Annotated in this window: 20 protein-coding genes and 1 other annotated feature (1 of these 21 cut by a window edge); of the genes, 3 read left to right on the forward strand and 17 right to left on the reverse strand. The window is 36.7% G+C overall.

Annotated elements, in window-relative coordinates; all coding sequences use genetic code 11:
* Nucleotides 1-20, reverse strand: a binding site (T-box leader) (it extends 212 nt beyond the left edge of the window).
* A gap of 63 nt (nt 21-83) precedes the next feature.
* Nucleotides 84-260, reverse strand: a complete 177-nt coding sequence (locus tag J2Z23_RS08935; RefSeq protein WP_165589633.1) for a hypothetical protein — start codon at nt 258-260, stop codon at nt 84-86.
* Between the two features lie 169 nt (nt 261-429).
* Between J2Z23_RS08935 and J2Z23_RS08940 the strand changes: the two genes are divergently transcribed.
* Nucleotides 430-1,686: an N-acetylmuramoyl-L-alanine amidase family protein gene (locus J2Z23_RS08940; RefSeq protein WP_057986817.1), complete on the forward strand. Its 1,257-nt coding sequence runs from the start codon at nt 430-432 to the stop codon at nt 1,684-1,686.
* Between the two features lie 129 nt (nt 1,687-1,815).
* Here J2Z23_RS08940 and dtd read toward each other — a convergent pair whose 3' ends face one another.
* The 7 genes from dtd to J2Z23_RS08975 form a co-directional block, all read right to left on the reverse strand.
* On the reverse strand, nt 1,816-2,253 hold the full coding sequence (gene dtd, locus J2Z23_RS08945; RefSeq protein ID WP_057986819.1) for a D-aminoacyl-tRNA deacylase: 438 nt from the start codon (nt 2,251-2,253) through the stop codon (nt 1,816-1,818).
* 262 nt (nt 2,254-2,515) lie between these two features.
* Nucleotides 2,516-4,705, reverse strand: a complete 2,190-nt coding sequence (locus J2Z23_RS08950; RefSeq protein WP_057986820.1) for a RelA/SpoT family protein — start codon at nt 4,703-4,705, stop codon at nt 2,516-2,518.
* 331 nt (nt 4,706-5,036) lie between these two features.
* Entirely contained in the window at nt 5,037-5,549 is a 513-nt protein-coding gene (locus J2Z23_RS08955) for an adenine phosphoribosyltransferase (RefSeq protein WP_057986822.1), read from the reverse strand.
* On the reverse strand, nt 5,540-7,900 hold the full coding sequence (gene recJ, locus J2Z23_RS08960; protein ID WP_057986825.1) for a single-stranded-DNA-specific exonuclease RecJ: 2,361 nt from the start codon (nt 7,898-7,900) through the stop codon (nt 5,540-5,542). Before recJ ends, J2Z23_RS08955 begins: the two co-directional genes overlap by 10 nt.
* Before the next feature lie 5 nt (nt 7,901-7,905).
* Entirely contained in the window at nt 7,906-8,829 is a 924-nt protein-coding gene (locus tag J2Z23_RS08965; RefSeq protein ID WP_057986827.1) for a cation diffusion facilitator family transporter, read from the reverse strand.
* Between the two features lie 215 nt (nt 8,830-9,044).
* Entirely contained in the window at nt 9,045-11,309 is a 2,265-nt protein-coding gene (gene secDF / locus J2Z23_RS08970; RefSeq protein WP_057986829.1) for a protein translocase subunit SecDF, read from the reverse strand.
* A gap of 132 nt (nt 11,310-11,441) precedes the next feature.
* On the reverse strand, nt 11,442-11,807 hold the full coding sequence (locus tag J2Z23_RS08975) for a post-transcriptional regulator (RefSeq protein ID WP_238456079.1): 366 nt from the start codon (nt 11,805-11,807) through the stop codon (nt 11,442-11,444).
* A gap of 70 nt (nt 11,808-11,877) precedes the next feature.
* On the opposite strand from J2Z23_RS08975, the gene spoVB reads away from it, so the two are divergent.
* On the forward strand, nt 11,878-13,425 hold the full coding sequence (gene spoVB, locus J2Z23_RS08980; RefSeq protein WP_209973702.1) for a stage V sporulation protein B: 1,548 nt from the start codon (nt 11,878-11,880) through the stop codon (nt 13,423-13,425).
* Nucleotides 13,426-13,533: 108 nt separating this feature from the next.
* Here spoVB and J2Z23_RS08985 read toward each other — a convergent pair whose 3' ends face one another.
* Complete coding sequence (locus tag J2Z23_RS08985; protein WP_064467732.1) at nt 13,534-14,187, reverse strand: DUF421 domain-containing protein; 654 nt, start codon at nt 14,185-14,187, stop codon at nt 13,534-13,536.
* Nucleotides 14,188-14,404: 217 nt separating this feature from the next.
* Here J2Z23_RS08985 and J2Z23_RS08990 point away from each other — a divergent pair, with 217 nt between their 5' ends.
* A complete protein-coding gene (locus J2Z23_RS08990) occupies nt 14,405-14,797 on the forward strand; it encodes a TIGR04086 family membrane protein (RefSeq protein ID WP_064467733.1) in 393 nt (130 codons plus the stop codon).
* 44 nt (nt 14,798-14,841) lie between these two features.
* Here the strand turns inward: J2Z23_RS08990 and yajC are convergent, their stop codons facing one another.
* The 8 genes from yajC to J2Z23_RS09030 all read right to left on the reverse strand — a co-directional run bounded on the left by yajC (nt 14,842) and on the right by J2Z23_RS09030 (nt 21,774).
* On the reverse strand, nt 14,842-15,120 hold the full coding sequence (yajC, locus tag J2Z23_RS08995; RefSeq protein WP_057986835.1) for a preprotein translocase subunit YajC: 279 nt from the start codon (nt 15,118-15,120) through the stop codon (nt 14,842-14,844).
* Nucleotides 15,121-15,153: 33 nt separating this feature from the next.
* Nucleotides 15,154-16,293: a tRNA guanosine(34) transglycosylase Tgt gene (tgt, locus tag J2Z23_RS09000; RefSeq protein ID WP_057986837.1), complete on the reverse strand. Its 1,140-nt coding sequence runs from the start codon at nt 16,291-16,293 to the stop codon at nt 15,154-15,156.
* Nucleotides 16,294-16,585: 292 nt separating this feature from the next.
* Entirely contained in the window at nt 16,586-17,614 is a 1,029-nt protein-coding gene (gene queA / locus J2Z23_RS09005) for a tRNA preQ1(34) S-adenosylmethionine ribosyltransferase-isomerase QueA (RefSeq protein ID WP_057986839.1), read from the reverse strand.
* 379 nt (nt 17,615-17,993) lie between these two features.
* Nucleotides 17,994-18,194, reverse strand: coding sequence for a DUF2905 domain-containing protein (locus J2Z23_RS09010; RefSeq protein ID WP_057986841.1), 201 nt, complete (start codon nt 18,192-18,194; stop codon nt 17,994-17,996).
* On the reverse strand, nt 18,191-19,192 hold the full coding sequence (gene ruvB, locus J2Z23_RS09015; RefSeq protein WP_064467734.1) for a Holliday junction branch migration DNA helicase RuvB: 1,002 nt from the start codon (nt 19,190-19,192) through the stop codon (nt 18,191-18,193). The genes J2Z23_RS09010 and ruvB overlap by 4 nt, the downstream gene beginning before the upstream one ends.
* 239 nt (nt 19,193-19,431) lie before the next feature.
* Nucleotides 19,432-20,040: a Holliday junction branch migration protein RuvA gene (gene ruvA, locus J2Z23_RS09020; protein WP_057986846.1), complete on the reverse strand. Its 609-nt coding sequence runs from the start codon at nt 20,038-20,040 to the stop codon at nt 19,432-19,434.
* Between the two features lie 86 nt (nt 20,041-20,126).
* Entirely contained in the window at nt 20,127-20,699 is a 573-nt protein-coding gene (locus J2Z23_RS09025) for a BofC C-terminal domain-containing protein (protein WP_057986847.1), read from the reverse strand.
* 343 nt (nt 20,700-21,042) lie between these two features.
* The gene (locus tag J2Z23_RS09030; RefSeq protein ID WP_064467736.1) at nt 21,043-21,774 is read right to left on the reverse strand and encodes a YebC/PmpR family DNA-binding transcriptional regulator; all 732 of its coding nucleotides are present in this window, start codon (nt 21,772-21,774) and stop codon (nt 21,043-21,045) included.
* Nucleotides 21,775-21,794 lie beyond the last annotated feature (20 nt).

The raw sequence follows: 21,794 nt of genomic DNA on the forward strand, positions 1-21,794 counted from the left end.
TTTTCCCTCATCAGCTTAATATAGTAATTTGATTATTATATCATACGAATTTCATGCTTCTTTGTCAATAGCTGCCAATTACTTTAAGAGCGATGAAAGCTTTTCTTCCATGCCTTAATTTCTGATAAAGCTAGACCAGATTCATGAATGGATTCATTTAATAAATCCGTATTATTTTTTTCACAGTCATTTTGCAAGTTCATTTGCACGAGCTGTGAAGGACTATATATTAAAGTTTGATTTTTCTCATTGGCTCTCATTTATTTTTCCTCTCTTTCAAGTGATAATAGTAGTATGTCCTTAAGAAAAAATCTTATAAAAAAAAGGATTTTGTACAAATATCACGAATACTTAGATTGATAATGATCTATGAAAGCTGATACAATAAAACTTCACAGATTTAAGTTTAGAAAGGCGGTTTCATTTTCGGTGAAAAAAAAGGCTATCGTTCTAACGATCACAGTATTATTTATAGCCATTATTATGTATTTTTCCCCCATTAGCTCGGCAAATTCCGAAAAAATCATGATTACGGGGGATCTCGTCAATGTTCGTGAACAGCCTGGTACAGCTTATTCTATTGTTACCCAAATCCATAAGGGAGAAACCTATTCCCTATTAGATAGTAAAGGTGACTGGTATAAAATTAAATTAAGTTCCAATCAAACTGGTTGGATTGCAAGCTGGCTAGCGGAAAAACAGAGTAAATCAAAAACAACAACGGGAACTGTGAATACAGCCACTTTAAATGTTAGAGCTGAACCTGATTCAGCAAGTACAAAAATTGGCGTTCTTCATGAAGGGGATCAAGTTAAGAAAATTGGAGAACAAAATGATTGGAGTCAAATTGAATACGAATCCGAAACAGCTTGGGTGAATAGTGCCTATATTAATACACAGGATAGCAATCCAGCAGACAGTGTTTCAGTTTCCAATGCAGCTCAAGGAAATCCGATTAATATTTTGTATGACCATACGAATATACGTAAAAAGCCAGCATTAAAATCAAAAATAGTAGCACAAGTTTCAGCAGGAGAAACTTTTTACCCCTTAGAAAAAAAAGGAGACTGGTATAAAATTGAATATTCTTCTGGGGAAACAGGATATGTGGCAAGTTGGATTGTTAGCTCTCAAGGGGGCAATAAGAAGCCAGGAGCTAAAACGATTGTCATTGACCCCGGTCATGGTGGAAGGGATCAGGGGGCCACTGGTGCCAGAGGGACACTCGAAAAAACTCTGACATTAGAGGTAGGGAATCTGCTTGCTCGCAAATTAGATAGTGCAGGCTTTAATGTTGTTTTAACTCGATCTTCAGATGAGTATATCAGTTTAGAATCAAGAACAGAACAAGCACGCCAGGAACAAGCAGACGCCTTTATAAGTTTACATTTTGACAGTATAGATGAAAAACAAGTAGTGGGGCATACATCTTATTACTATAATGAACAAGATAGGGCTTTAGCTCAAGCAATTCATAATGAAATTACAAATACAATCAAGTTACAGGATCGAGAAGCTCGTTTTGGAAATTATTATGTTTTAAGAGAGAATTCGCAACCATCTGTCTTGCTTGAATTAGGTTATCTTAGCAATCCTCAGGAAGAAAATATTATTCAATCTTCGTCTTATCAAGAGCAAGTAACAAAGGCAATTGTTAAGGGATTAAATAATTATTTTAGCGAATAGACTGAGAGCTTCCGAGCTACTAGTTAAGTCCACTAAAGTTTGATAATAGAGATGAAGAATGTGAATGGAACGCTAATTTCCAAGTCTAAAAAAACTGGTGAGATTCAACTCACCAGTTTTTTTATTTAATTATTTCTCCAAAATCAATGTGACAGGCCCCTCATTAACAAGAGATACATCCATCATTTCTCCAAAAATCCCTGTTGCGATTGGCACCCCTTTATCACGCAATGCTTTGTTGAAATACTCATACAATGCTTCCGCCTCTTCAGGCTTGGCCGCTTTCATGAAATTGGGACGCCTTCCTTTCGTACAGTCTCCATAAAGCGTAAATTGAGAGACAGATAATATAGATCCTTCCTCATCGAGTAAGGAGCGATTCATTTTCTCGTTCTCATCTTCAAAGACACGTAAATGAATGATCTTTTCAGCCATCCAATCACAAGTTTGCTCGGTATCACCTTCTTGAAATCCGACTAAGAGCATAAAGCCACGCCCAATCTCTCCAACTACTTCTTCATTCACAGTAACATTTGCCTTTTTACATCTTTGTAAAACTACCTTCATTTCCTATATAACTCCTTCAAAAAATGTTCACAAAATCTAGTGTCCATAAAGCTTCGCCTGTTCCATCACAATTTAGCCAAAGCTCCGAGTGGGTTCCTCTATGTCATAATGCCTTAAAACCAATCCCATATTAACTTCCGGCTTATTAGTCGCCTACTAAAAAGGAACATATTCGATTGGACACATTCTACACTTTTTTTCAACTTCCTAAACTTTCAACTACATAATGAATGGGGTATTATCTCTATCTAAATATTCCCTTTTAATTCATAATTCTACGTACAGAATATATATCCGGTATTTGCTTAATTTTATCGACAACCTTATGCAAATGTCCTATATTTTGGATTGAAATTGTCATTAGAATGGTTGCCATTTTATTCCGATCAGCTCGTCCAGTGACAGCTACAATATTCGTCTTAGTTCCACTGACTGTTTGTAAAACCTCATTTAACAAGCCACTGCGGTCAAAGCCAGTAATTTCAATATCAACTTTATACTCTTTATGATTATGAGTTGCTGTTTCCCATTCTACCTCAATTAGGCGATTGCTCATTTCCTCAGGATCAATATTTGGGCAATCTGCCCGATGAACAGAAACACCTCTACCTTTTGTAATAAAACCTATAATCTCATCCCCAGGTACAGGGTTACAACAACGAGAAAGACGAATCAAAAGATTGTCCGTTCCTTTCACTCTTACACCAGCGTCATGACGTCTAGAATGTGATTCTTTCTTCGTTTCAGCTATAATTTCTTCAATCTTTTCTTCTTGATCCCGTTGCTTTCTTAACTTCTCAGTTAAACGATTTGCAACTTGAAGAGCAGAGATGCCATTATAGCCAACACTTGCGAACATATCATCTTCATTTGAAAAGTTAAATTTATCAGCTACTTTTTGAAGATTTTCAGAGGTCATAACCTTCTTCACTTCAAATTCTAACTCTTTTATTTCCTTTTCAATTAGTTCGCGACCTTTTTCAATATTTTCTTCTTTACGTTGTCGCTTGAAAAATTGTCTAATTTTATTCTTAGCTTGAGAGGTTTGCGCAAGCTTTAACCAATCTTGACTAGGACCATATGAATGTTTAGATGTTAATATTTCAATAATATCTCCAGTCTTCAACTTATAATCCAAGGTTACAATCTTCCCATTTACCTTAGCCCCGATGGTTTTATTCCCAATCTCGGAATGAATGCGATAAGCAAAATCAATTGGGACAGAACCAGCTGGAAGCTCAATGACATCTCCCTTTGGAGTAAAGACAAAAACCATATCCGAAAATAAATCTATTTTCAAAGATTCCATAAATTCTTCTGCATCATCGGTTTCATTTTGAAACTCAAGTATTTCACGGAACCAACTCAATTTCTTATCAAGCGTATCCTTCGAATCATTAGCTTTTCCTTCCTTATAAGCCCAATGAGCTGCAACCCCATATTCAGAAATTCGATGCATTTCCTTTGTGCGAATTTGCACTTCCAAAGGCTCTCCCCTTGGTCCTATCACCGTTGTATGTAGGGATTGATACATATTTGGCTTAGGCATTGCAATATAGTCCTTAAAACGACCAGGCATCGGTTTCCAACATGTATGAATGATTCCTAAAGCGGCATAACAATCTTTAATACTACTGACAATAATTCGCACAGCTAATAAATCATAAATTTCATTGAATTGCTTATGTTGGACAACCATTTTGCGGTAAATGGAGTAAATATGTTTAGGTCTCCCATAAACATCTGATTTTATTTCCATCTCGTTTAATTTTTCTTTCACTCCAGCCATTACATCTTCTAAATACTGTTCCCGTTCTTCTCTTTTTCTCTTCATTAAGTTGACTATCCGATAATATTGTTGCGGATTCAAATAGCGTAATGCCGTATCTTCTAATTCCCATTTGACTTTTGAAATACCGAGGCGATGTGCTAGAGGAGCAAATATCTCTAGTGTTTCGTTGGCTATCCTTCTTTGCTTATGAGGTGGTAAATGCTTTAACGTTCGCATATTATGAAGTCTATCAGCTAACTTAATCAAGATAACTCTAATATCTTGGGCCATAGCTACAAACATTTTCCGGTGGTTTTCCGCCTGTTGTTCCTCATGTGATTTATACTTAATTTTCCCTAATTTCGTGACACCATCTACGAGCATGGCAACTTCACTGGAAAAATTACTGGAGATATCAGCTAACGTTACATCCGTATCCTCTACCACATCATGAAGAAAACCCGCTGCAATTGTTGCTGGATCCATCTCTAAGTCAGCTAGAATTCCGGCGACTTGAATTGGATGAATAATGTATGGCTCACCTGATTTACGAAACTGATCTTTATGAGCATTCTCAGCAAATTTATAGGCACTTCTAACAAACGCAACGTTTTCCTCATTTAAATATTCACTTGTCTTATTTATTACATCTTCTGCCGATATATTTTGGTCTTTTGCCATGAGGATCACCTTTTATTCAAATAATAATTATAATGTCATTTTAATATCTATATTATCGAATATTAAGACATTCTGAAATAAAATGATACAATTTTTTTCAAAAGAATTTGATTACAGACATTTTCACATAAAATAAGTTGCATTTCCATATTTTAAAATAAAAAAGCGCAAAATGGCAGATTCAAATGATGACATTCTGTCTCTACATCTGTACTTATTCAACCTTATACTTCACATCTTTATTTTTCCTAAAAGCCTAATAATTAAGGCTGTCACAATGTTACACTGGAATTTAGAGTGTTGACATTGGACAGCCCTGACTATATACAACTTAGAACGTCATTAATGAAAGTATATCATATCCATCAAGCTTTTCTCTTCCGTTTAAATAGGAAAGCTCAATTAAGAAAGCGATACCAACCACAACCCCGCCTAATTTTTCTACAAGTTCTATCGTTGCTAGAATGGTTCCGCCTGTAGCCAATAAATCATCCGTAATTAATACACGTTGACCTGGCTTAATAGCATCTTTATGAATAGTTAATTTATCTTTACCATATTCCTTCCCATAATCAGCCTTAATCGTTTCACGTGGAAGCTTTCCTTCTTTTCTAACAGGTGCAAATCCTAAACTTAAAGCATAGGACACAGGACAACCGATAATAAAGCCACGTGCCTCTGGGCCGACAATTATGTCGACTTCTTTTTCCTTTGCATATTGGACAATTTGATCTGTTGCATAATGATATGCTTCTCCGTTGTCCATTAATGTAGTAATATCTTTAAAAACTACCCCTTCTTGAGGCCAATCAGGTACTATAGTGATGAATTGCTTTAAATCCATGTGTTTATTTCCTCCTCCGCCAGCACCTTTTGTGCAAGCCTTTCATCAAACCATTTTTTCAGGTCATTATATGTGGAATAAGTAAATTCTTTTTCCATTTTTATTTGTTCTTGTTTCATTTTGTATGTAGGTGAATCTTCCAAATCCCTTTTCCCTTTTTGGGGATTTATTTTAATTGACCCATCCTTTATTGTAACAAAATCTAGTTCAAAAAACACTTTTGACATAAACGAAATTGTTTCTTTTGACCATCCTTTGTGAACGGCTAGATCTTCCCCATATCTTTTTAAATCAAAAATTCCTCTTTTTAACAGAAATGCGTAATACCATTTAAAATGGTTTCTTGTCGGCACGGTTGCAAAAAAGTGATCTTCCTTTTGGTGAAAATATGCATAGATGGCTGCCGGTATTTTATCTTTTACAACTGCCTCTAACCATTCAATATGTATAGGTAAGTCAAATAGGATAATATTTCTTTCATTAATATCTAAATGTTCGGCTACTTTCTTGTCCGTTATACATATACTATCTAGGTTTGAGCTATATTTCTCAAAGTTCTTTTCAGAGAAAAAGATAAACAGCCCTTTTTTTTCTTTTAAATAAGTAATCCACTCTTCAAATTGGCGATTTCCTCGCAAATCAAAGAGCTGCCATTCCTTAATCGCAACATCCTTCAAAAAAATCTGTGGCTTCTGCTGATTATTCCATTCATTTATAGAAAGTTCCCCGATTACTGATGCTCTTGCTCCAAGTGAAAGTTCTGGCTCTAGATGTCCTAGCTGGAATCCGACTCCATCAAGGACATCATCTTTTTGGCCAAGCGTTAATCTTAAATGGTTTTTATTTGCGCCAATTTTTTTTCTAGATGTAATCATTGCATTTTCTATAAGGATTTGTGGTTTGGGATTCCCCATTCCATACGGAGCCAATTGACCGAGCTGGGAAATAGTACTGATATTAATTTCTTTAAGTGAAATAGTAGCTTCTACTTCGGTCACAGGCATAAAATCTTCGGGCTTCAACTGCTGATTTGCCAATTCATTTAATCTTTGACGCAATGTTTCAATATTTTCAACCGCTAAAGACATACCAGCGGCCATGGAGTGACCACCAAAATGCGGCAAGATATCTGAACAAGCGGATAAGTTTTCAAAAAGATTAAAGCCCTTTATACTTCTAGCCGATCCTTTGGCCATGCCAGTTTCTTCATCAATACTTAGAATGATTGTTGGTCGGTAAAATTTTTCTACTAATCTGGAGGCGACAATTCCGATAACACCCGAATTCCAACCAGACTTTCCAACTACGATAACTTTATTTTCTGTGAGATCAAAATGATCTTTAACTATTTGGATTGCTTCATCTGCGATTGTTGAGACAATCTGTTTTCGGTCATTATTCATCTGATCAATTTCTTCTGCTAGCATTTTTGCTTCAGTAGAATTATTAGTTTTTAACAATTGAACCGCAGGGCCTGCATGCTCTAATCGACCAGGAGCATTCAAACGCGGACCAATCGTAAACCCTACTGTTTCTTCATCTATCTCTGAAATGGTGTGTCCCGCTAATTCACATAATTCTTGCAAACCAAGCCGTGTTGTCCTTGCCAATATATTTAAGCCTCTTTTGACAAGCGTACGGTTTTCACCGTTCAGAGGCACCAAATCCGCAATCGTTCCAATTGCAACTAAATCAAGTAATTCTTCAGGGAGTTCCCCTTTTAAAGCATGTGCTAATTTAAAAGCCACACCCACACCGGCTAGATGTTTGTAGGGATATGTAGAACCGGGAGTATTCGGATGAATAATGGAAAAGGCTTCTGGAAGCTCTTTTCCAGCCTCGTGATGATCTGTAATAATTAAGTCCATTCCTAATTCTTTTGCCTGTGTAGCTTCTTCTAGAGCGGCAATTCCAGTGTCTACTGTGATAATTAATTGGATACCTTCTTCATATGCCTTCTGGAAAGCTTGCCGATTCGGACCATATCCTTCTGAAAATCGATTTGGAATGTAATATGTCACATTTGCTCCCATTTCCGACAAAGTCTCTAAAAGTACCGTTGTGCTAGTGACACCATCTGCGTCATAATCGCCAAATATCAAAATTGGCTGTTGTTCGTGTATCGCTAGATTAATTCGTTCAACTGTTTTTTCCATATCTTGAAAAAGAAACGGATCATATACTTTTTCTTTCTCTGCATACAAAAAGGAATTTGCTTCTTCAACTGTTGATATTCCACGATTCACTAACAAAGTAGCTACAAGAGGAGCAATATTTAGCTTTTGTGATAATTCATTGGTTAGCTGCTGATTCGTATCATGAACGTTCCAGCGACTATTTGGATGTAACAATCTATTCACTCCTTTTGAGGATTGATGCAATCTTCACTTGTAGGGTTGTACGGATTAATATGAACGAATACATTGTGTACATTAGGATTATCCATTAATTTCCGCTTTACATTTTTGCCAATTTCATGGCCTGCTTCTACAGTGATATAAGGGTCCACAGAGATTTTCAAATCAATAATAACATAGTAACCGTGCTCTCTTGCTAATAACTCTCCAATTTCCTTTACTCCAGGGACAGAGTTTACAACCTCTATGAAATCTACGATATCTTCTTCATGCATTACATGATCTAAAGTCGTATGAATTGCATTAGCACCTAATTTCCAGGCCATTCTCAACACTAGAATCGATACTACAATTCCTGCAATTGCGTCTCCGTAAATAAGCCATGAAACGTGAAACTTCCCGCCAAGAATTGAGGCACCAATCCCTACTAGCGCTGCTAGAGATGAATAAACATCAGAACGGTGCTCATAAGCATTCACTATAAGAGCGGTACTATTTAATTTTTTCCCTAAACGATATTTATAGCGAAAAAGTGCCTCTTTAAGCACAATGGAGATTAACACAGCATAAATAGCTAAGCCTTTAGGGACCTCTACCTCAACAAAAAAGCTTTCGATAGAAGATCTTCCAATTTGGAGCCCAGCTAAAAATAAAATAACGGCAACGATGATAGCTGCAATCGACTCAGCCTTACCATGTCCATATGGATGATCTTTATCAGGTGGTTGCTTAGCTGCTCTTAATCCAATATACACAGCAAGAGAACCTGCTATATCTGAAGCAGAGTGAACCGCATCGGCAATAAGAGCCTTACTATGGCTCATTATGCCTGCAATACCTTTAATTATTGTTAAAAAAATATTTACTGCAATCCCAAGCCAAGTTGCAAATGTGGCCTGTTTGAAACGCTCATTTTGGTTCATAACTAGTCTCCTTTTCTCCCTCATGGATAGGAAATAAGAGCCCCTATGATTGAAACTACACTTTAAATATTTTACCACATCTAAAATACGAGTAGCCTTGGAAATCCACCCCATATAAGTGTTTTGCTATTCTAACATGATAAAACCGCAGAACTCTGCGGTTTTATCATTTCTATAAGTAATGATCCATAGCTATATGCTTTATTATATAGATCCTATACTTGTGGTTCATCTGTCCATTTCTTTTTCTCTTTGACAGTATCAATAGGTCCATTCTTTCTTAACTCTCTTACTTTCATATCATACCATAATTGAGCTGAAATAAAGATAGACGAATAAGTACCTGCCAATAGTCCCACTAATAAAGCAAAGGAAAAGTTCCCGATCGACTCACTACCCAAAACTAATAAGGCGACAACTGTAACAATAACTGTTAAGACTGTATTAATGGAGCGTGTTAAAGTTTGACGTAATCCTTGATTGACGACCATCGCAATATCTTCTTCTGTTTTTAATCGGCGTTTCGCTGTCATGTTCTCCCTTATTCGGTCAAAGGTAACAATCGTATCATTGATTGAGTAACCAACAATCGTTAATACGGCAGCAATGAAGGTTAAGTCAACTTCCAATCGCGTCAAACTAAATATCGCCACAATAAAGAAGGCATCATGAAGTAAACCTAATATAGATGTGAAGCCCATTGCGAATTCAAAACGGAAAGACACATAAATAATGATGCCAATCGCAGCAATGAGGAGAGCAAAGAAAGCATTTTTAATTAGCTCTTTCCCAACCGTTGGTGAAACGGTACTTACATTTGGTTCATTTCCAAATTTTTCATTAAAATGCGCTTTTAACTGGGCAATTTCTTCCTGATTTAATACATCTTTAAAACGTGCCACACCCATTTCGTTATTATTTCCTGCTAATACAATATCTTGGGTGTCTATCCCAAGCTCACTCAATTCAGAGCCTACTTCCTCAGCTGTAATCGGTTTGCCCGCATCAATTTCAACTCTTGTTCCACTAGAAAAATCTATTCCTAGATTTAAGCGGAAAATCGATAAAACAATGATCCCGGCAACAATTAATATGGATGAAAACAAATAGAATTTCTTTCGATGTTTAACAAAATCAAAGCGATCAAACGGTGTCGCTAAATCATGTGTCGTTTTATTCTCGGATAGTTTGAAGATAGATTTGCGTTTCACACCAAACCAGCCTGGCTTGTCTTTAAAGAATTGACTGTCAATTAAAAGCCCAAGCAACCATCTTGATCCAAAAACAGCTGTGAAAAAGCTCATTAAAATACTAACAATTAGCATGGTTGCAAAACCTTTTACAGAGCTTTCTCCAAAATAGAATAAAACACCAGCAGCCAGCAATGTTGTAATATTGGCATCTAAAATAGCTGTAAAGGATGATTTACTACCTGCTTTAAAAGCAGATGAGAGGGTTCTTCCTACTTTTATTTCTTCCTTAATCCGTTCATATGTAAGAATATTAGCATCTACAGCCATTCCTACTCCTAGTATCAACGCCGCGATACCTGGCAGGGTTAAGACAGCATTCATTAAGTTAAACACAAGTAGAATTAAATAAATATATACAGAAAGTGTCACCGTCGCCACGATACCTGGTAGGCGATAATAAACAATCATAAAAATAAAAATTAGTAAAACACCTAAAATACCAGCATTTACAGTTTTACTCAATGCTTGCTCACCAAAAGATGCACCTACTGAAGTAGAATAAACCTCTTTTAATTTAACAGGTAGTGCTCCAGCATTTAAAAGGTTGGCTAAATCTTTCGCCTCTTGTGTTGTAAAATTTCCTTCAATTGATACGCTTGTATCATTGAAAACTTGTCGAACATACGGATCTGATAGTAATTTAGGATTCCCATTTTTCGAATCTTTGTAAGAGTCTACTCCTTCTTCAAAATCAAGCCAAATGGCAAGGATATTATCTGGTGCCATATCGACAATCTCTTGCGTAACATCACGAAACTTTTTCCGATCTTTCATTTCAACTAGAACAATCGGTTCATTCGTATTCGCCTTAAATGACTGCTTTGCTGCTCCTTCAACAAGGTCCGTTCCATCAAGCATCACCTTGTCATTTACATCTCTAAATGTTAATACAGCTTGAGTGCCAATTGTTTCTCTTGCTTGTTCTTGATCTTCCACTCCAGGTAATTGTACACGAATTCTGTCGGTACCTTCTATTTGGATATTTGGTTCACTTACACCCAAAACATTAATTCGCTTATTTAATGCTTCTGTTGTATGTACAAGTGTTTCCTTATCTATTTTTTGATTAGCATCGACAGGTTCTACTTCATATAAAACTTCAAATCCGCCTTGCAAATCAAGTCCTAATTTTATATTTTTTAAAATCTCATTCGTTGTCGTACCGCCTAAGCCTGCTAATAACAAGACTATAAGAAAGAAGGCGACAATTCTACCTCTTTTTACCATTATCGATAAATCCCCCTCACCATAATGACACAAACCCCTATATTTCAACTCAACACAAGAAAGTCAATATGATTATTATGAAGCAGTCAAAAAAAGCTGTCAATCATTTCTATGTTTACATAATTACTTTTTCTAATTGCTATCTTCTGTATTATGAAGTAAATCTTCGAGCTCTTTTGAATCTATTTCTGAGAACAGGTCTGGAGCTTTATAAGCCTCAACGGTCGCAAAATTCATATAATCTCCAATCTTTACCGAAAGAATATCTGAGACTAGTTCATAGATTCTGATGCCTTCTTTATATGTTTTCCATTTTTTCTGTGTAAGAAACGCCCATAAATCTACTTTTTCGATTGTTCCATAACCTAAGACGGTAAATTCCTCAATTTTACTTTGTAATGTGGGATCAAGTATATGGAAGTATGAATCATAAGGATGTTCCCTTTTAGCGTTCATCGTATTCGCCCCTTTTAAAGAAGTTCTCAGATAACTTGTCATGCTTTGTCCACCTACTAGCATATACTTCATTGTAATCGAATGGAACAGTTTTGAGAAGGCAGGGAAGAAAATGAATAAATTTTTAAAGGGTACAATAATTTTAATGGCGGCAGGGCTAATTACAAAATTGCTTGGTTTTATTAATAGAATCGTTATTGCTCGCATGATTGGAGCTGAAGGCGTAGGATTATTTATGATGTCTTATCCTACCCTAATTCTTGTTATAACCATTACCCAAATGGGTTTACCTGTTGCAATTTCAAAAGCTGTTGCCGAAGCTGAAGCAAAAGGGGATCGGAAAAAAACTAAAAAAGTATTAGCCGTATCATTAACAGTAACAGGAACATTATCACTCATTTTCACGCCTACTTTAATGTTGATCTCACCGTTTTTATCTGAAACATTATTTACAGACCCGAGAACGTTTTATCCATTACTAGCCATAACTCCAATCATCCCAATTGTCGCCGTTTCATCGGTTATCCGCGGCTATTTTCAAGGAAAACAGAATATGAAGCCTTCAGCGGTCGCCCAAGTCTTAGAACAAGTAGTAAGAATATCTTTAATTGCCTTTTTAGCAAAAAAGTTTCTTCCTATGGGGATAGAGTATGCTGCCGCCGCTGCAATGGCCGCATCTGTAATTGGTGAGCTAGCTTCGTTTCTATACTTATTCACTATGTTTAAAGCAAAGAAAAAGTTCAGAGTTCGCAAAAAATTCTTCCAATCCGTAACTGAGGGGAAAAAAACATTAGGAGAGTTAATGAATGTTGCTTTACCAACAACCGGCGGAAGATTAATTGGATCGGTTACTTGGTTTTTGGAGCCAATTGTTGTCTCACATAGTCTTCTCTTGGCTGGAATTGCGGCTGGGGTAGCCACAAAACAATATGGACTTTTAACTGGATATGCTTTACCGTTATTGACACTACCTTCTTTTTTTACACATTCTTTGTCCACCTCTCTAGTCCCAGCAATTAGTGAAGCAAATGCGAATCGGAACCAATTAATGGTGGAACATCGCTTTCAACAAGCCCTCCGTTTCGTGTTGATGGCTGGCTGTTTATCAACGGTTATTTTATACGTATTTGCTGAGCCATTAATGGAATGGTTTTATGGGACTTCAGATGGCTATGAATTCATTCAGTTTCTTGCACCATTCTTTTTATTTACTTATTTTCAAGGACCGTTTGGAGCCATTTTACAAGCGTTAAATTTAGCTAGCGCTGCAATGATTAATAGTCTTATCGGATCTGTTCTTAAGATACTAGTTATCTTTGTATTTGCTTCACAACCGGCTTTTGGAATAAACGGAGTTGCACTTGGCATGGCAGCCGGAACAGTCCTTGTAACACTTTTACATTTTGCAACCGTGCTTAAGAAAATACAATTTACTGTCTACTTAGGCATGTACACTAAATTTATTCTCGCAACCTTATTATCGGGAATTTCAGGTTTTCTTTACCATCGCTATGTACTTGAACATCATCCTACTTTACTTTTTCTAGCCATTGGGGTTTTGCTAATCTCCTGTATCTACCTTATTTTTATTACTGGATTTAAATTATTAACGAAAAGCGATTTAATTCGCTTGCCATTGTTTAATCGGATTCTTAGATAAGAACGAAAAAGTGAGCTCCCGTTATGTAGATGAAAGGCTAAGTGCATCTTAACAGACGCTACGCCTTTCTTAATAACTCGTACACCCCTTTTCCTTTTATCAAAAATTTCATGATTTTAAATCATCATAGTCAATAAAAAATTTCCCATCTTGATAACTACAAAAGGAAATTTGCGCAATATCTTGATGGCCACGTTGTTCTAGCTCTTTTTTTATCCAAGATTCATTCTTCCCTATTTCTTCCAAGTGCTCTTCTTGGATTTCTCCATTAAGAATAAGTGGAAGAGTATAAGATCCAGTCTTGCTCTTTTTATCTTTTTTAATGACAGAAATGTTACCCGAAGTTTCTAGAATGGCAAATTCGACATCTGCAATATTAGATATATCCTTTTGCCGTAACTGCATAAGCAAGTCATCAAAATTATAGCGAAGCTTTTTCATTTCTTTCTCATCAATTTTTCCATTTTTGATAATTAATGATGGCTTTCCATCCATCAGCCTTCTAAATTTCCGGCTTTTCAAAGAGATAACAGCTAATGCTAACTGAATCAACATAAGTGTAATCATTGGAATAATAGTGTGTGCTAAAGGATCCTCATGTTGTTCAATTGCAATAACGGCCATCTCCCCCATCATAATAAATACGACAAGATCTAAAACACTTAGCTCACCGATTTCCCGTTTTCCCATCAATCTGAAAATGACAAGTAAAAGAGTATATAAAATAACTACCCGTGCAATGATCACAAAAAAGTTTTCCATATCTCATAATCCTCCTAAATTACAAACCATTTTTAGTATGTCCTAGATAGCCAATAATAAAAATAATTATTATAAAGTTGGATGCAGCTCACTACTTAACATTAGGACTATGAATGGTTACTTCACTTATAAAAAGAAAAGACAAGGCTTCTAAAATTCTTTTCCGTGAATAAGCTTGTACAGAGGGATATATGTTGATGTATATCGAAGGGAGAGATTGGTAATCGAAATTAAAAACTTTGCAGTTTCCGTTGTTTATGGATTAATGACGATCCTGCTATTTGCTGCATTGTCAAGTCTAATTTTTTCACTCATTTTACATTTCAGCGATACACAGGAAAAGTCTATTAGCCTTTTAATTACAATCCTTTCTTTTTTTGCTGTTTTTTTCGGCGGTTTTATTAGTGGAGGGAAACGAAAACAAAAAGGATGGTTAATTGGAGGGGCAACAGGGGTGCTTTACTCGCTCATTCTACTGTCTTACCAATTTTTAGGTCATAGCTCACTATTTTCCTTAGAACAATTGGTATATCATATTTGTTACATTTTAACAGCCACAATGGGAGGCGTTCTTGGCGTAAATGTTTTATCTAATTCAGATTATAAATAAAACAAAAAGAAGCTGTCATTTTAAGCAGCTTCTTTTTAAAGGATTTAAGATTGTACATTATTATTAGATTCCAATACTTCACGAACCGCATTACGATCGTATGTAAGTTTACTGCCATCACCGCATTTAATCACAATGGTTCCTTCATCTAATGCTTCAATTCGACCATGTAAACCACCAATTGTTACAATTTTATCTCCCTTTTGTAGATTGCTTTGCATCTGATTTACAGCCTTCTGACGCTTTTGGTTTGGCCGGATCAATAAAAAGTAAAACAAGACAATCATAATGATAAAAGGTGATAAACCGATTAATTGTTCCATATAATAAGCACTCCTTTCTTTATATAATATTTATTAGAAATTTTTCGCGTCTGGAGAGTTAAACCCATATCGCTCAAAAAATTCTTTTTTGAAGTCACCTAGACGATCTTCTCTAATCGCTTGTCGGACTTGCTCCATCAATTTTAACAGAAAATGCAAGTTATGGTAAGTCGTAAGTCTTATTCCGAACGTTTCGTCACATTTAATTAAATGACGAATATAGGCCCTACTATAATTTCTACATGTGTAGCAATCACAGTTTTCATCAATTGGATTAAAATCACGGGCATAGGCAGCGTTTTTAACCACTAATCTCCCGTTCGAAGTCATCAACGTTCCATTTCTAGCTATCCTTGTTGGTAATACACAATCAAACATATCAATACCGCGAATACTTCCGTCGATTAATGAATCTGGAGAGCCTACGCCCATAAGATAACGCGGTTTATTATTAGGTAATAATGGTGTTGTGAATTCTAACATCCGATTCATAACATCTTTTGGCTCACCGACCGATAATCCGCCAACAGCATATCCGGGAAAATCGAGGGAAACAAGATCATTGGCACTCTGTTTTCGGAGGTCTTCAAATTCTCCTCCCTGAATAATACCGAAAAGTCCTTGATCTTCCGTTCGGTTATGTGCTTCTAAGCATCTCTCTGCCCAGCGGGAAGTTCGTTCAACCGATTTTTTCATATAATCATGGGAGGCTGGATATGGTGGACATTCGTCAAATGCCATCATGATATCAGAGCCAAGGGCATTTTGAATTTCCATTGATTTTTCGGGAGATAGAAACAGCTTGTCTCCATTTAAATGATTCCGGAAGTGGACGCCCTCTTCCTCAATTCTTCTAAATTCACTTAAAGAGAAAACCTGAAAGCCTCCTGAATCTGTTAAAATCGCTTGGTCCCAATTCATAAAAGAATGTAGGCCCCCCGCTTCCTTAATAATATCATGACCAGGCCTTAGCCAAAGGTGATAAGTATTACTTAATATCACCCCAGCTCCCATTGCTTTCAGGTCTTCCGGCGACATGGTTTTAACTGTCGCAAGAGTCCCCACAGGCATAAACATCGGTGTCTCATAAGATCCGTGAGGAGTATGGAGAATCCCGAGTCTTGCCCCTGTTTGTTTACAGGTTTTAATTAATTCGTATGTGATAGCGCTCAATCTTTCCAATTCCTTTCTAAAAGAGGATGTTCAAAAAGTAGAGTCAAAAAGTTAGATCCGCGGCATCAATCACAACGCTAGCGTTCTGCTAACCACTGGAAAAAGAAACTGTAGGATGAAGATCTTCGACTAAATGCCAACACTTTCTGTGTCGAACAACGAATTCACTTCACATGCGCAAGTTCGTTAGCTCACACAGGATGGGCTAATGTTGAGGCGTTTGCGCTAAGGTCAGCACCTTTAGCTGACGGGTCCCTTTTTATCTTTTCCTCAATTTGAACATACACTCAACTTAAATCAATAACATTGCATCACCAAAGCTAAAAAAGCGATACTTCTCTCTAACCGCCTCTTTGTATGCATAGAGAACATGCTCTCGACCAGCAAGAGCGCTCACTAGCATAATTAATGTCGATTTTGGCAAATGAAAATTCGTTATCATTCCGTCGATAGCTTTAAATTCATAACCAGGATAGATGAATATATCTGTCCAGCCATTAGTCTCTACAAAGTGACCTTGATGAGAAGATGCAATTGTTTCAAGGGTTCTTGTAGAAGTCGTACCAACGGAAATAATTCTTCCGCCTTCTTCCCGTGTCTGGTTCAACAAATCTGCTGTCTCTTTAGACATTCGATAGAACTCAGAATGCATATCATGTTCCTCAATTTCATCAACATTGACAGGTCTAAACGTACCTAGTCCAACATGTAAAGTAATGTATGCAACCCGTATTCCTTGGTCCTGTATTTGCTTAAGAAGATCTTCGGTAAAATGCAACCCCGCTGTTGGAGCAGCCGCTGATCCTCTTTCCTTCGCATAGACAGTTTGATAGCGATCTTGATCCTCAAGCTGTGTCTTAATATATGGGGGAAGGGGCATTTTTCCAAGTTGATCAAGCACTTCATAAAAGATGCCCTCATATTGAAATTCAAGAATTCGGCCACCATGTTCTAATTCATCTAGGCATACAGCTTTTAATTGACCATCGCCAAAAGTTAGTGTCATGCCCTTTTTCAATCTTTTAGCAGGCTTTACTAATGTCTCCCATTGATCCCCATTTAATTGTTTCAATAATAATACTTCAACTTTCGCACCAGTATCAACTTTTAAACCAAATAATCTGGCGGGTAGCACTTTTGTATCATTTAAAACTAAACAATCCCCTTTACGTAAAAATGCTATCAAATTATGAAAAGTCTCATGCGAGATTTTACCTGTTTCCTTATCCAAAACCATTAATCGGCTAGATGAACGGTTTTCTAGTGGGACTTGTGCAATTAATTCTTCTGGTAATTCAAAATCAAACTGTTCTAATTTCACTACTGCTTAAACCTCCCAATTATAACAAAACGTATGGCTTGTTAAGACGTACAAATCCAAAGTTTAAAGGATGAACAGGAATATTAGCCCGGTCCTTAAAGGAACGGTATTCTGCTCCATATTTTATGAGCTTAGGTAAAAGGGAACTGAGAAGTATTGGTAAGGCCGTCAAACAAATTCCTGTACCTTAAGAAAAGTGGCTTTCTCATCACAGGATTTGGCCTCGGATCGATCTACTTTCAAGAGTTAGATAGCCTATAGGAGATAAAGGCGCCCCAGCCTTAAGTTATCCCCATAATAACGTAGATTTGTTAGACGCTAGAATTTAAAGCTAGGTGATAAAAAAAGTATTCAAACCTATTCATATCATACTATTTTATCATTTCCTAAACAAATACAAAACCACTGTTAATATTACACTTATTAATATAGATGTCACAATTGGGAAATAAAATGTGAAATTTTCCTTCTTTATGATAATATCGCCAGGTAGTTTGCCTATCTTCACAAATTGCGATAAAAAGCCAATCGCAAAAATAACTCCTCCTATAATCATCAGAAGCTTTGCTATCCCATTCATTTTTCCGGAACCTCTAAGTGAAAATAGTCATAAACAAGATCTGTCACCATTCTTCCTCTTGGTGTTCTTTGTAAAAAGCCTATTTGCATTAAATAAGGTTCATAGACGTCTTCAATTGTCATCGCTTCTTCACCGATGCTTGCAGCGATTGTATTTAGCCCAACTGGTCCGCCCCGAAACTTTTCAATCATCCCTTTTAAAAGTTTATGATCAATATTATCAAGCCCTAAACGATCGACTTGAAGTAATTCTAAAGCCTGATCCGCAAGTTGGCGAGTGATGATTCCATCTCCTCTTACTTGAGCAAAATCACGTACCCGTCGCAATAAACGGTTAGCAATACGTGGAGTTCCCCGCGAACGCCGGGCAATTTCAATTGCTCCTTGCCCATCAATCTCAGTATCCAATATTTCAGCCGTACGTTTGACAATGTTTGTTAATTGGTCCTCTGTGTAATATTCGAGGCGACTTAATACACCGAAACGATCACGTAATGGAGCTGAGACAGAACCTGCTCTTGTTGTGGCACCAACAAGTGTAAATGGTGGAAGATCGAGGCGAACAGACCTAGATTCTGGACCTTTCCCTATTACAATATCTAAGCAATAATCCTCCATTGCAGGATATAGCACCTCTTCAATCGCCCGAGGTAAACGATGAATCTCATCGATAAACAATACTTCGCCTGGTTCAAGAGAAGTTAAGATAGCTGCTAAATCGCCTGGTCTTTCAATTGCAGGGCCAGAAGTGGTCCGCACATTAACACCCATTTCATTAGCAATAACAACAGCTAAAGTCGTCTTACCTAGCCCTGGTGGTCCATAAAGGAGCACATGATCTAGAGTTTCTTTCCTCAGTTTTGCCGCTTCAATAAAAACAGCTAAATTTTTCTTAACCTCATCTTGTCCGATATACTGGGATAAAGTTTGCGGACGGAGACTTTGTTCAAAAGATAGATCATTGACAATCGCTTCGCTAGACAATACTCGTTCTTCCATCCTACCTCTTCCTTTCTAATGAGTGTTCAAAAAGGAGGATAAAAAGGACCAAGAAGTTCAAAGCGGCGCAGTTTCAAGCAGCGGACTTGTACAGGATGTACTGACTTCCGTGTTGCCCACAGGGCATGAGCGCTTTTAACGGAAGATCCTTGTCCCCTGATACATGAGTATTGGAGAAACAAGCCAACGTAGAAATTCGAAGCGTCATTTTTACCGGACTTTTTGAACGACCCCTTCTATCAACTCATTAATAATTGTAAAGCTTGTTTAATATATTGGTCTGTTGTTAAATCTTTTCCTTGAAGTTTTGGTTCAACCTTCCTTAACTCACGTTCCGAATATCCAAGTGATGCCAAAGCTAATAATGCCTCTTTCAATTCATCCTCTGGCTCATCGGGAATAAGGAATTCTTTTTGAACAGTACTAGCCACTTCCGGCAATGCAACGACATCATTTAATTTCCCTTTTAAATCTAAAATCATTTGCCTTGCTGTTTTCTTGCCTACACCAGGAAATTTAACAAGAAACTTTTCATCTTCATTTTCAATTGCGCGAATAACCTGGGCTGGCTCTCCATAAGCCAAAATGGCTAACGCTCCTTTTGGGCCAATCCCAGAGACATTCAAAAGTTTCTTAAACATGACTTTTTCTTCAAATGTCGCAAATCCATATAATGCGATAAGGTCTTCCCGAACATGTTGATATGTATAAACAACTGTTTCAACGTCCTGATTCTTTGAAAAAACAAATGGATTAGGTGTAAGAATTTGATAGCCTATTCCATTGTTTTCTAAAACGATATATTCGGGTCCAATTTGCTCTATCATCCCTTTTATATACTCGTACACAACTTTCTCTCCTCTTTCATGCTAACCATTATTGTATCATAAAACCTCCTTGGTTACCGCAAACTTAAAGCCTGAACCTTAAAAAGTCAGGCTTTTTTTTCCACCGTATTATTTTCAGTAGAATATTGCTTCATCGCTTCTAATACTTCTGTAAACGTCTCTTTTGTTTGAATTGGAATCCCCTTTTTAAGCTCTTCTCTTTTCTTTCCTTCTAATTTTTCCATATCAATTTGAAAAAAAGAATGGATAATGTCCGCTTCATCAGGACTTCCATTAAAAATCGACAATGTGCCGTCCTCTTGAAGGCCAAAGAATCCATTAACCTTTAATAAGGGAGAGATATCGTTTATTTCCATTTCAAAAGTGACTCGTTTTTCATCTATATCAATAAGCTGCCATTTTTCATATTTTGCCCAGAAATCCTCTAATGCCCATATTGTCTCGTTCACAACTTCTTCACTAATGTCACCATCTAGGTATCTCCTTTGTAATGAGACCTCGATCTCAAGAGGGCTGTCAGGAATATATACAGGAGATTCTTGTTGTTCCATAGCTGTTAATTGCGCTTGTGTCCTCTGAAATTCCCATATTGGCTGGTGCAATAAACTAACTATACCTAAAATCAAAAATGAAATAAGCAATTTTCCCGTGAATTTCATACGGATCACCTCTTTGCCTATAAATTTAATTCTTAGAATCTATATTGCCCAAAAAGTAATCTCTATATCCACTCTTCTATATTTTGATTCTTTTCATATAGTTACTCAAATTGTAAACAAATGCTCATATAGTTTTGTAAACATCCAGCATGATAATAAATTAAGTTTTCCTGTAAAAATGAGCATAGACAAAGTCCATATGACTTTGTCTATGCTTTGACCCTTTAATATTTAATTAAGTACCAATTTAACTTTCATGTGGGTTATGTGTAGTGGTTCAAGAAAATGAGTATTGCCCTATTAGCTTATAGGTTAAATTCTTATGAAATAAAAATTCCTATTTTTATTCTGAATCCGCAAAATTGTGATAAACTTCTTGTACATCATCATCATCTTCAAGCATTTCCAACATTTTTTGCATTTTCTCCGCCTGTTCACCCTCAAGATGTGTGTAAGTTTGTGGAACCATTGTTATCTCAGCAGTAGCAAATGTTAAACCTTGGTTTTCCAGATTTTCCTTTACCTCTATAAAACTTTCAGGGGCAGTATAAATTTCAAATGCTTCTTCACTTGCTTCCATTTCTTCGCCACCAGCTTCAATGACAGATAAAAGCATATCATCTTCATCTATATTTACATTTTGACGATCTACAGCTAAATATCCCTTTCGATCAAACATATAGGAGACACAGCCTGTTTCGCCAAGATTCCCATCATTTTTATTAAATGCTACTCTCACATTGGTCGCAGTTCTATTTTTATTATCTGTTAAGCACATCACCATTACTGCTGTACCATTAGGACCATATCCTTCATACACAATTTCTTCATAATGTTCCGTATCTTTGTTTCCTGTTGCCTTGTCAATTGCCCGTTGAATGTTATCATTGGGCATATTCTCTGCCTTTGCTTTTTCCACCACAAGTCGCAAGGAAGGATTTGTACTAGAATCAGGACCACCCTGTTTTGCGGCAACATAGATTTCCTTAGCTATTTTTTGAAATATTTTTCCCCGTTTAGCATCTTGCGCATTTTTCCTATTTTGAATATTTTTCCATTTCGAATGTCCTGCCATGTTATGAACCCCTTTCCCCT

Source organism: Lederbergia galactosidilytica, from assembly GCF_017873565.1.
Taxonomy (GTDB): Bacteria; Bacillota; Bacilli; order Bacillales; family Bacillaceae_C; genus Lederbergia; species Lederbergia galactosidilytica.

Excerpts from the sequence above, each read along its gene's own strand:
- J2Z23_RS08965 (WP_057986827.1), bottom strand. The coding sequence starts at position 8,829 with ATGAACCAAAATGAGCGTTTCAAACAGGCCACATTTGCAACTTGGCTT.
- secDF (WP_057986829.1), bottom strand. The coding sequence starts at position 11,309 with ATGGTAAAAAGAGGTAGAATTGTCGCCTTCTTTCTTATAGTCTTGTTA.
- J2Z23_RS08955 (WP_057986822.1), bottom strand. The coding sequence starts at position 5,549 with ATGGATTTAAAGCAATTCATCACTATAGTACCTGATTGGCCTCAAGAA.
- ruvB (WP_064467734.1), bottom strand. The coding sequence starts at position 19,192 with ATGGAAGAACGAGTATTGTCTAGCGAAGCGATTGTCAATGATCTATCT.
- J2Z23_RS08935 (WP_165589633.1), bottom strand. The coding sequence starts at position 260 with ATGAGAGCCAATGAGAAAAATCAAACTTTAATATATAGTCCTTCACAG.
- J2Z23_RS09025 (WP_057986847.1), bottom strand. The coding sequence starts at position 20,699 with ATGAAATTCACGGGAAAATTGCTTATTTCATTTTTGATTTTAGGTATA.
- J2Z23_RS09010 (WP_057986841.1), bottom strand. The coding sequence starts at position 18,194 with ATGAATGGGATAGCAAAGCTTCTGATGATTATAGGAGGAGTTATTTTT.
- spoVB (WP_209973702.1), top strand. The coding sequence starts at position 11,878 with ATGAATAAATTTTTAAAGGGTACAATAATTTTAATGGCGGCAGGGCTA.
- J2Z23_RS09030 (WP_064467736.1), bottom strand. The coding sequence starts at position 21,774 with ATGGCAGGACATTCGAAATGGAAAAATATTCAAAATAGGAAAAATGCG.
- J2Z23_RS08950 (WP_057986820.1), bottom strand. The coding sequence starts at position 4,705 with ATGGCAAAAGACCAAAATATATCGGCAGAAGATGTAATAAATAAGACA.
- dtd (WP_057986819.1), bottom strand. The coding sequence starts at position 2,253 with ATGAAGGTAGTTTTACAAAGATGTAAAAAGGCAAATGTTACTGTGAAT.
- J2Z23_RS08985 (WP_064467732.1), bottom strand. The coding sequence starts at position 14,187 with ATGGAAAACTTTTTTGTGATCATTGCACGGGTAGTTATTTTATATACT.
- J2Z23_RS08975 (WP_238456079.1), bottom strand. The coding sequence starts at position 11,807 with ATGACAAGTTATCTGAGAACTTCTTTAAAAGGGGCGAATACGATGAAC.
- yajC (WP_057986835.1), bottom strand. The coding sequence starts at position 15,120 with ATGGAACAATTAATCGGTTTATCACCTTTTATCATTATGATTGTCTTG.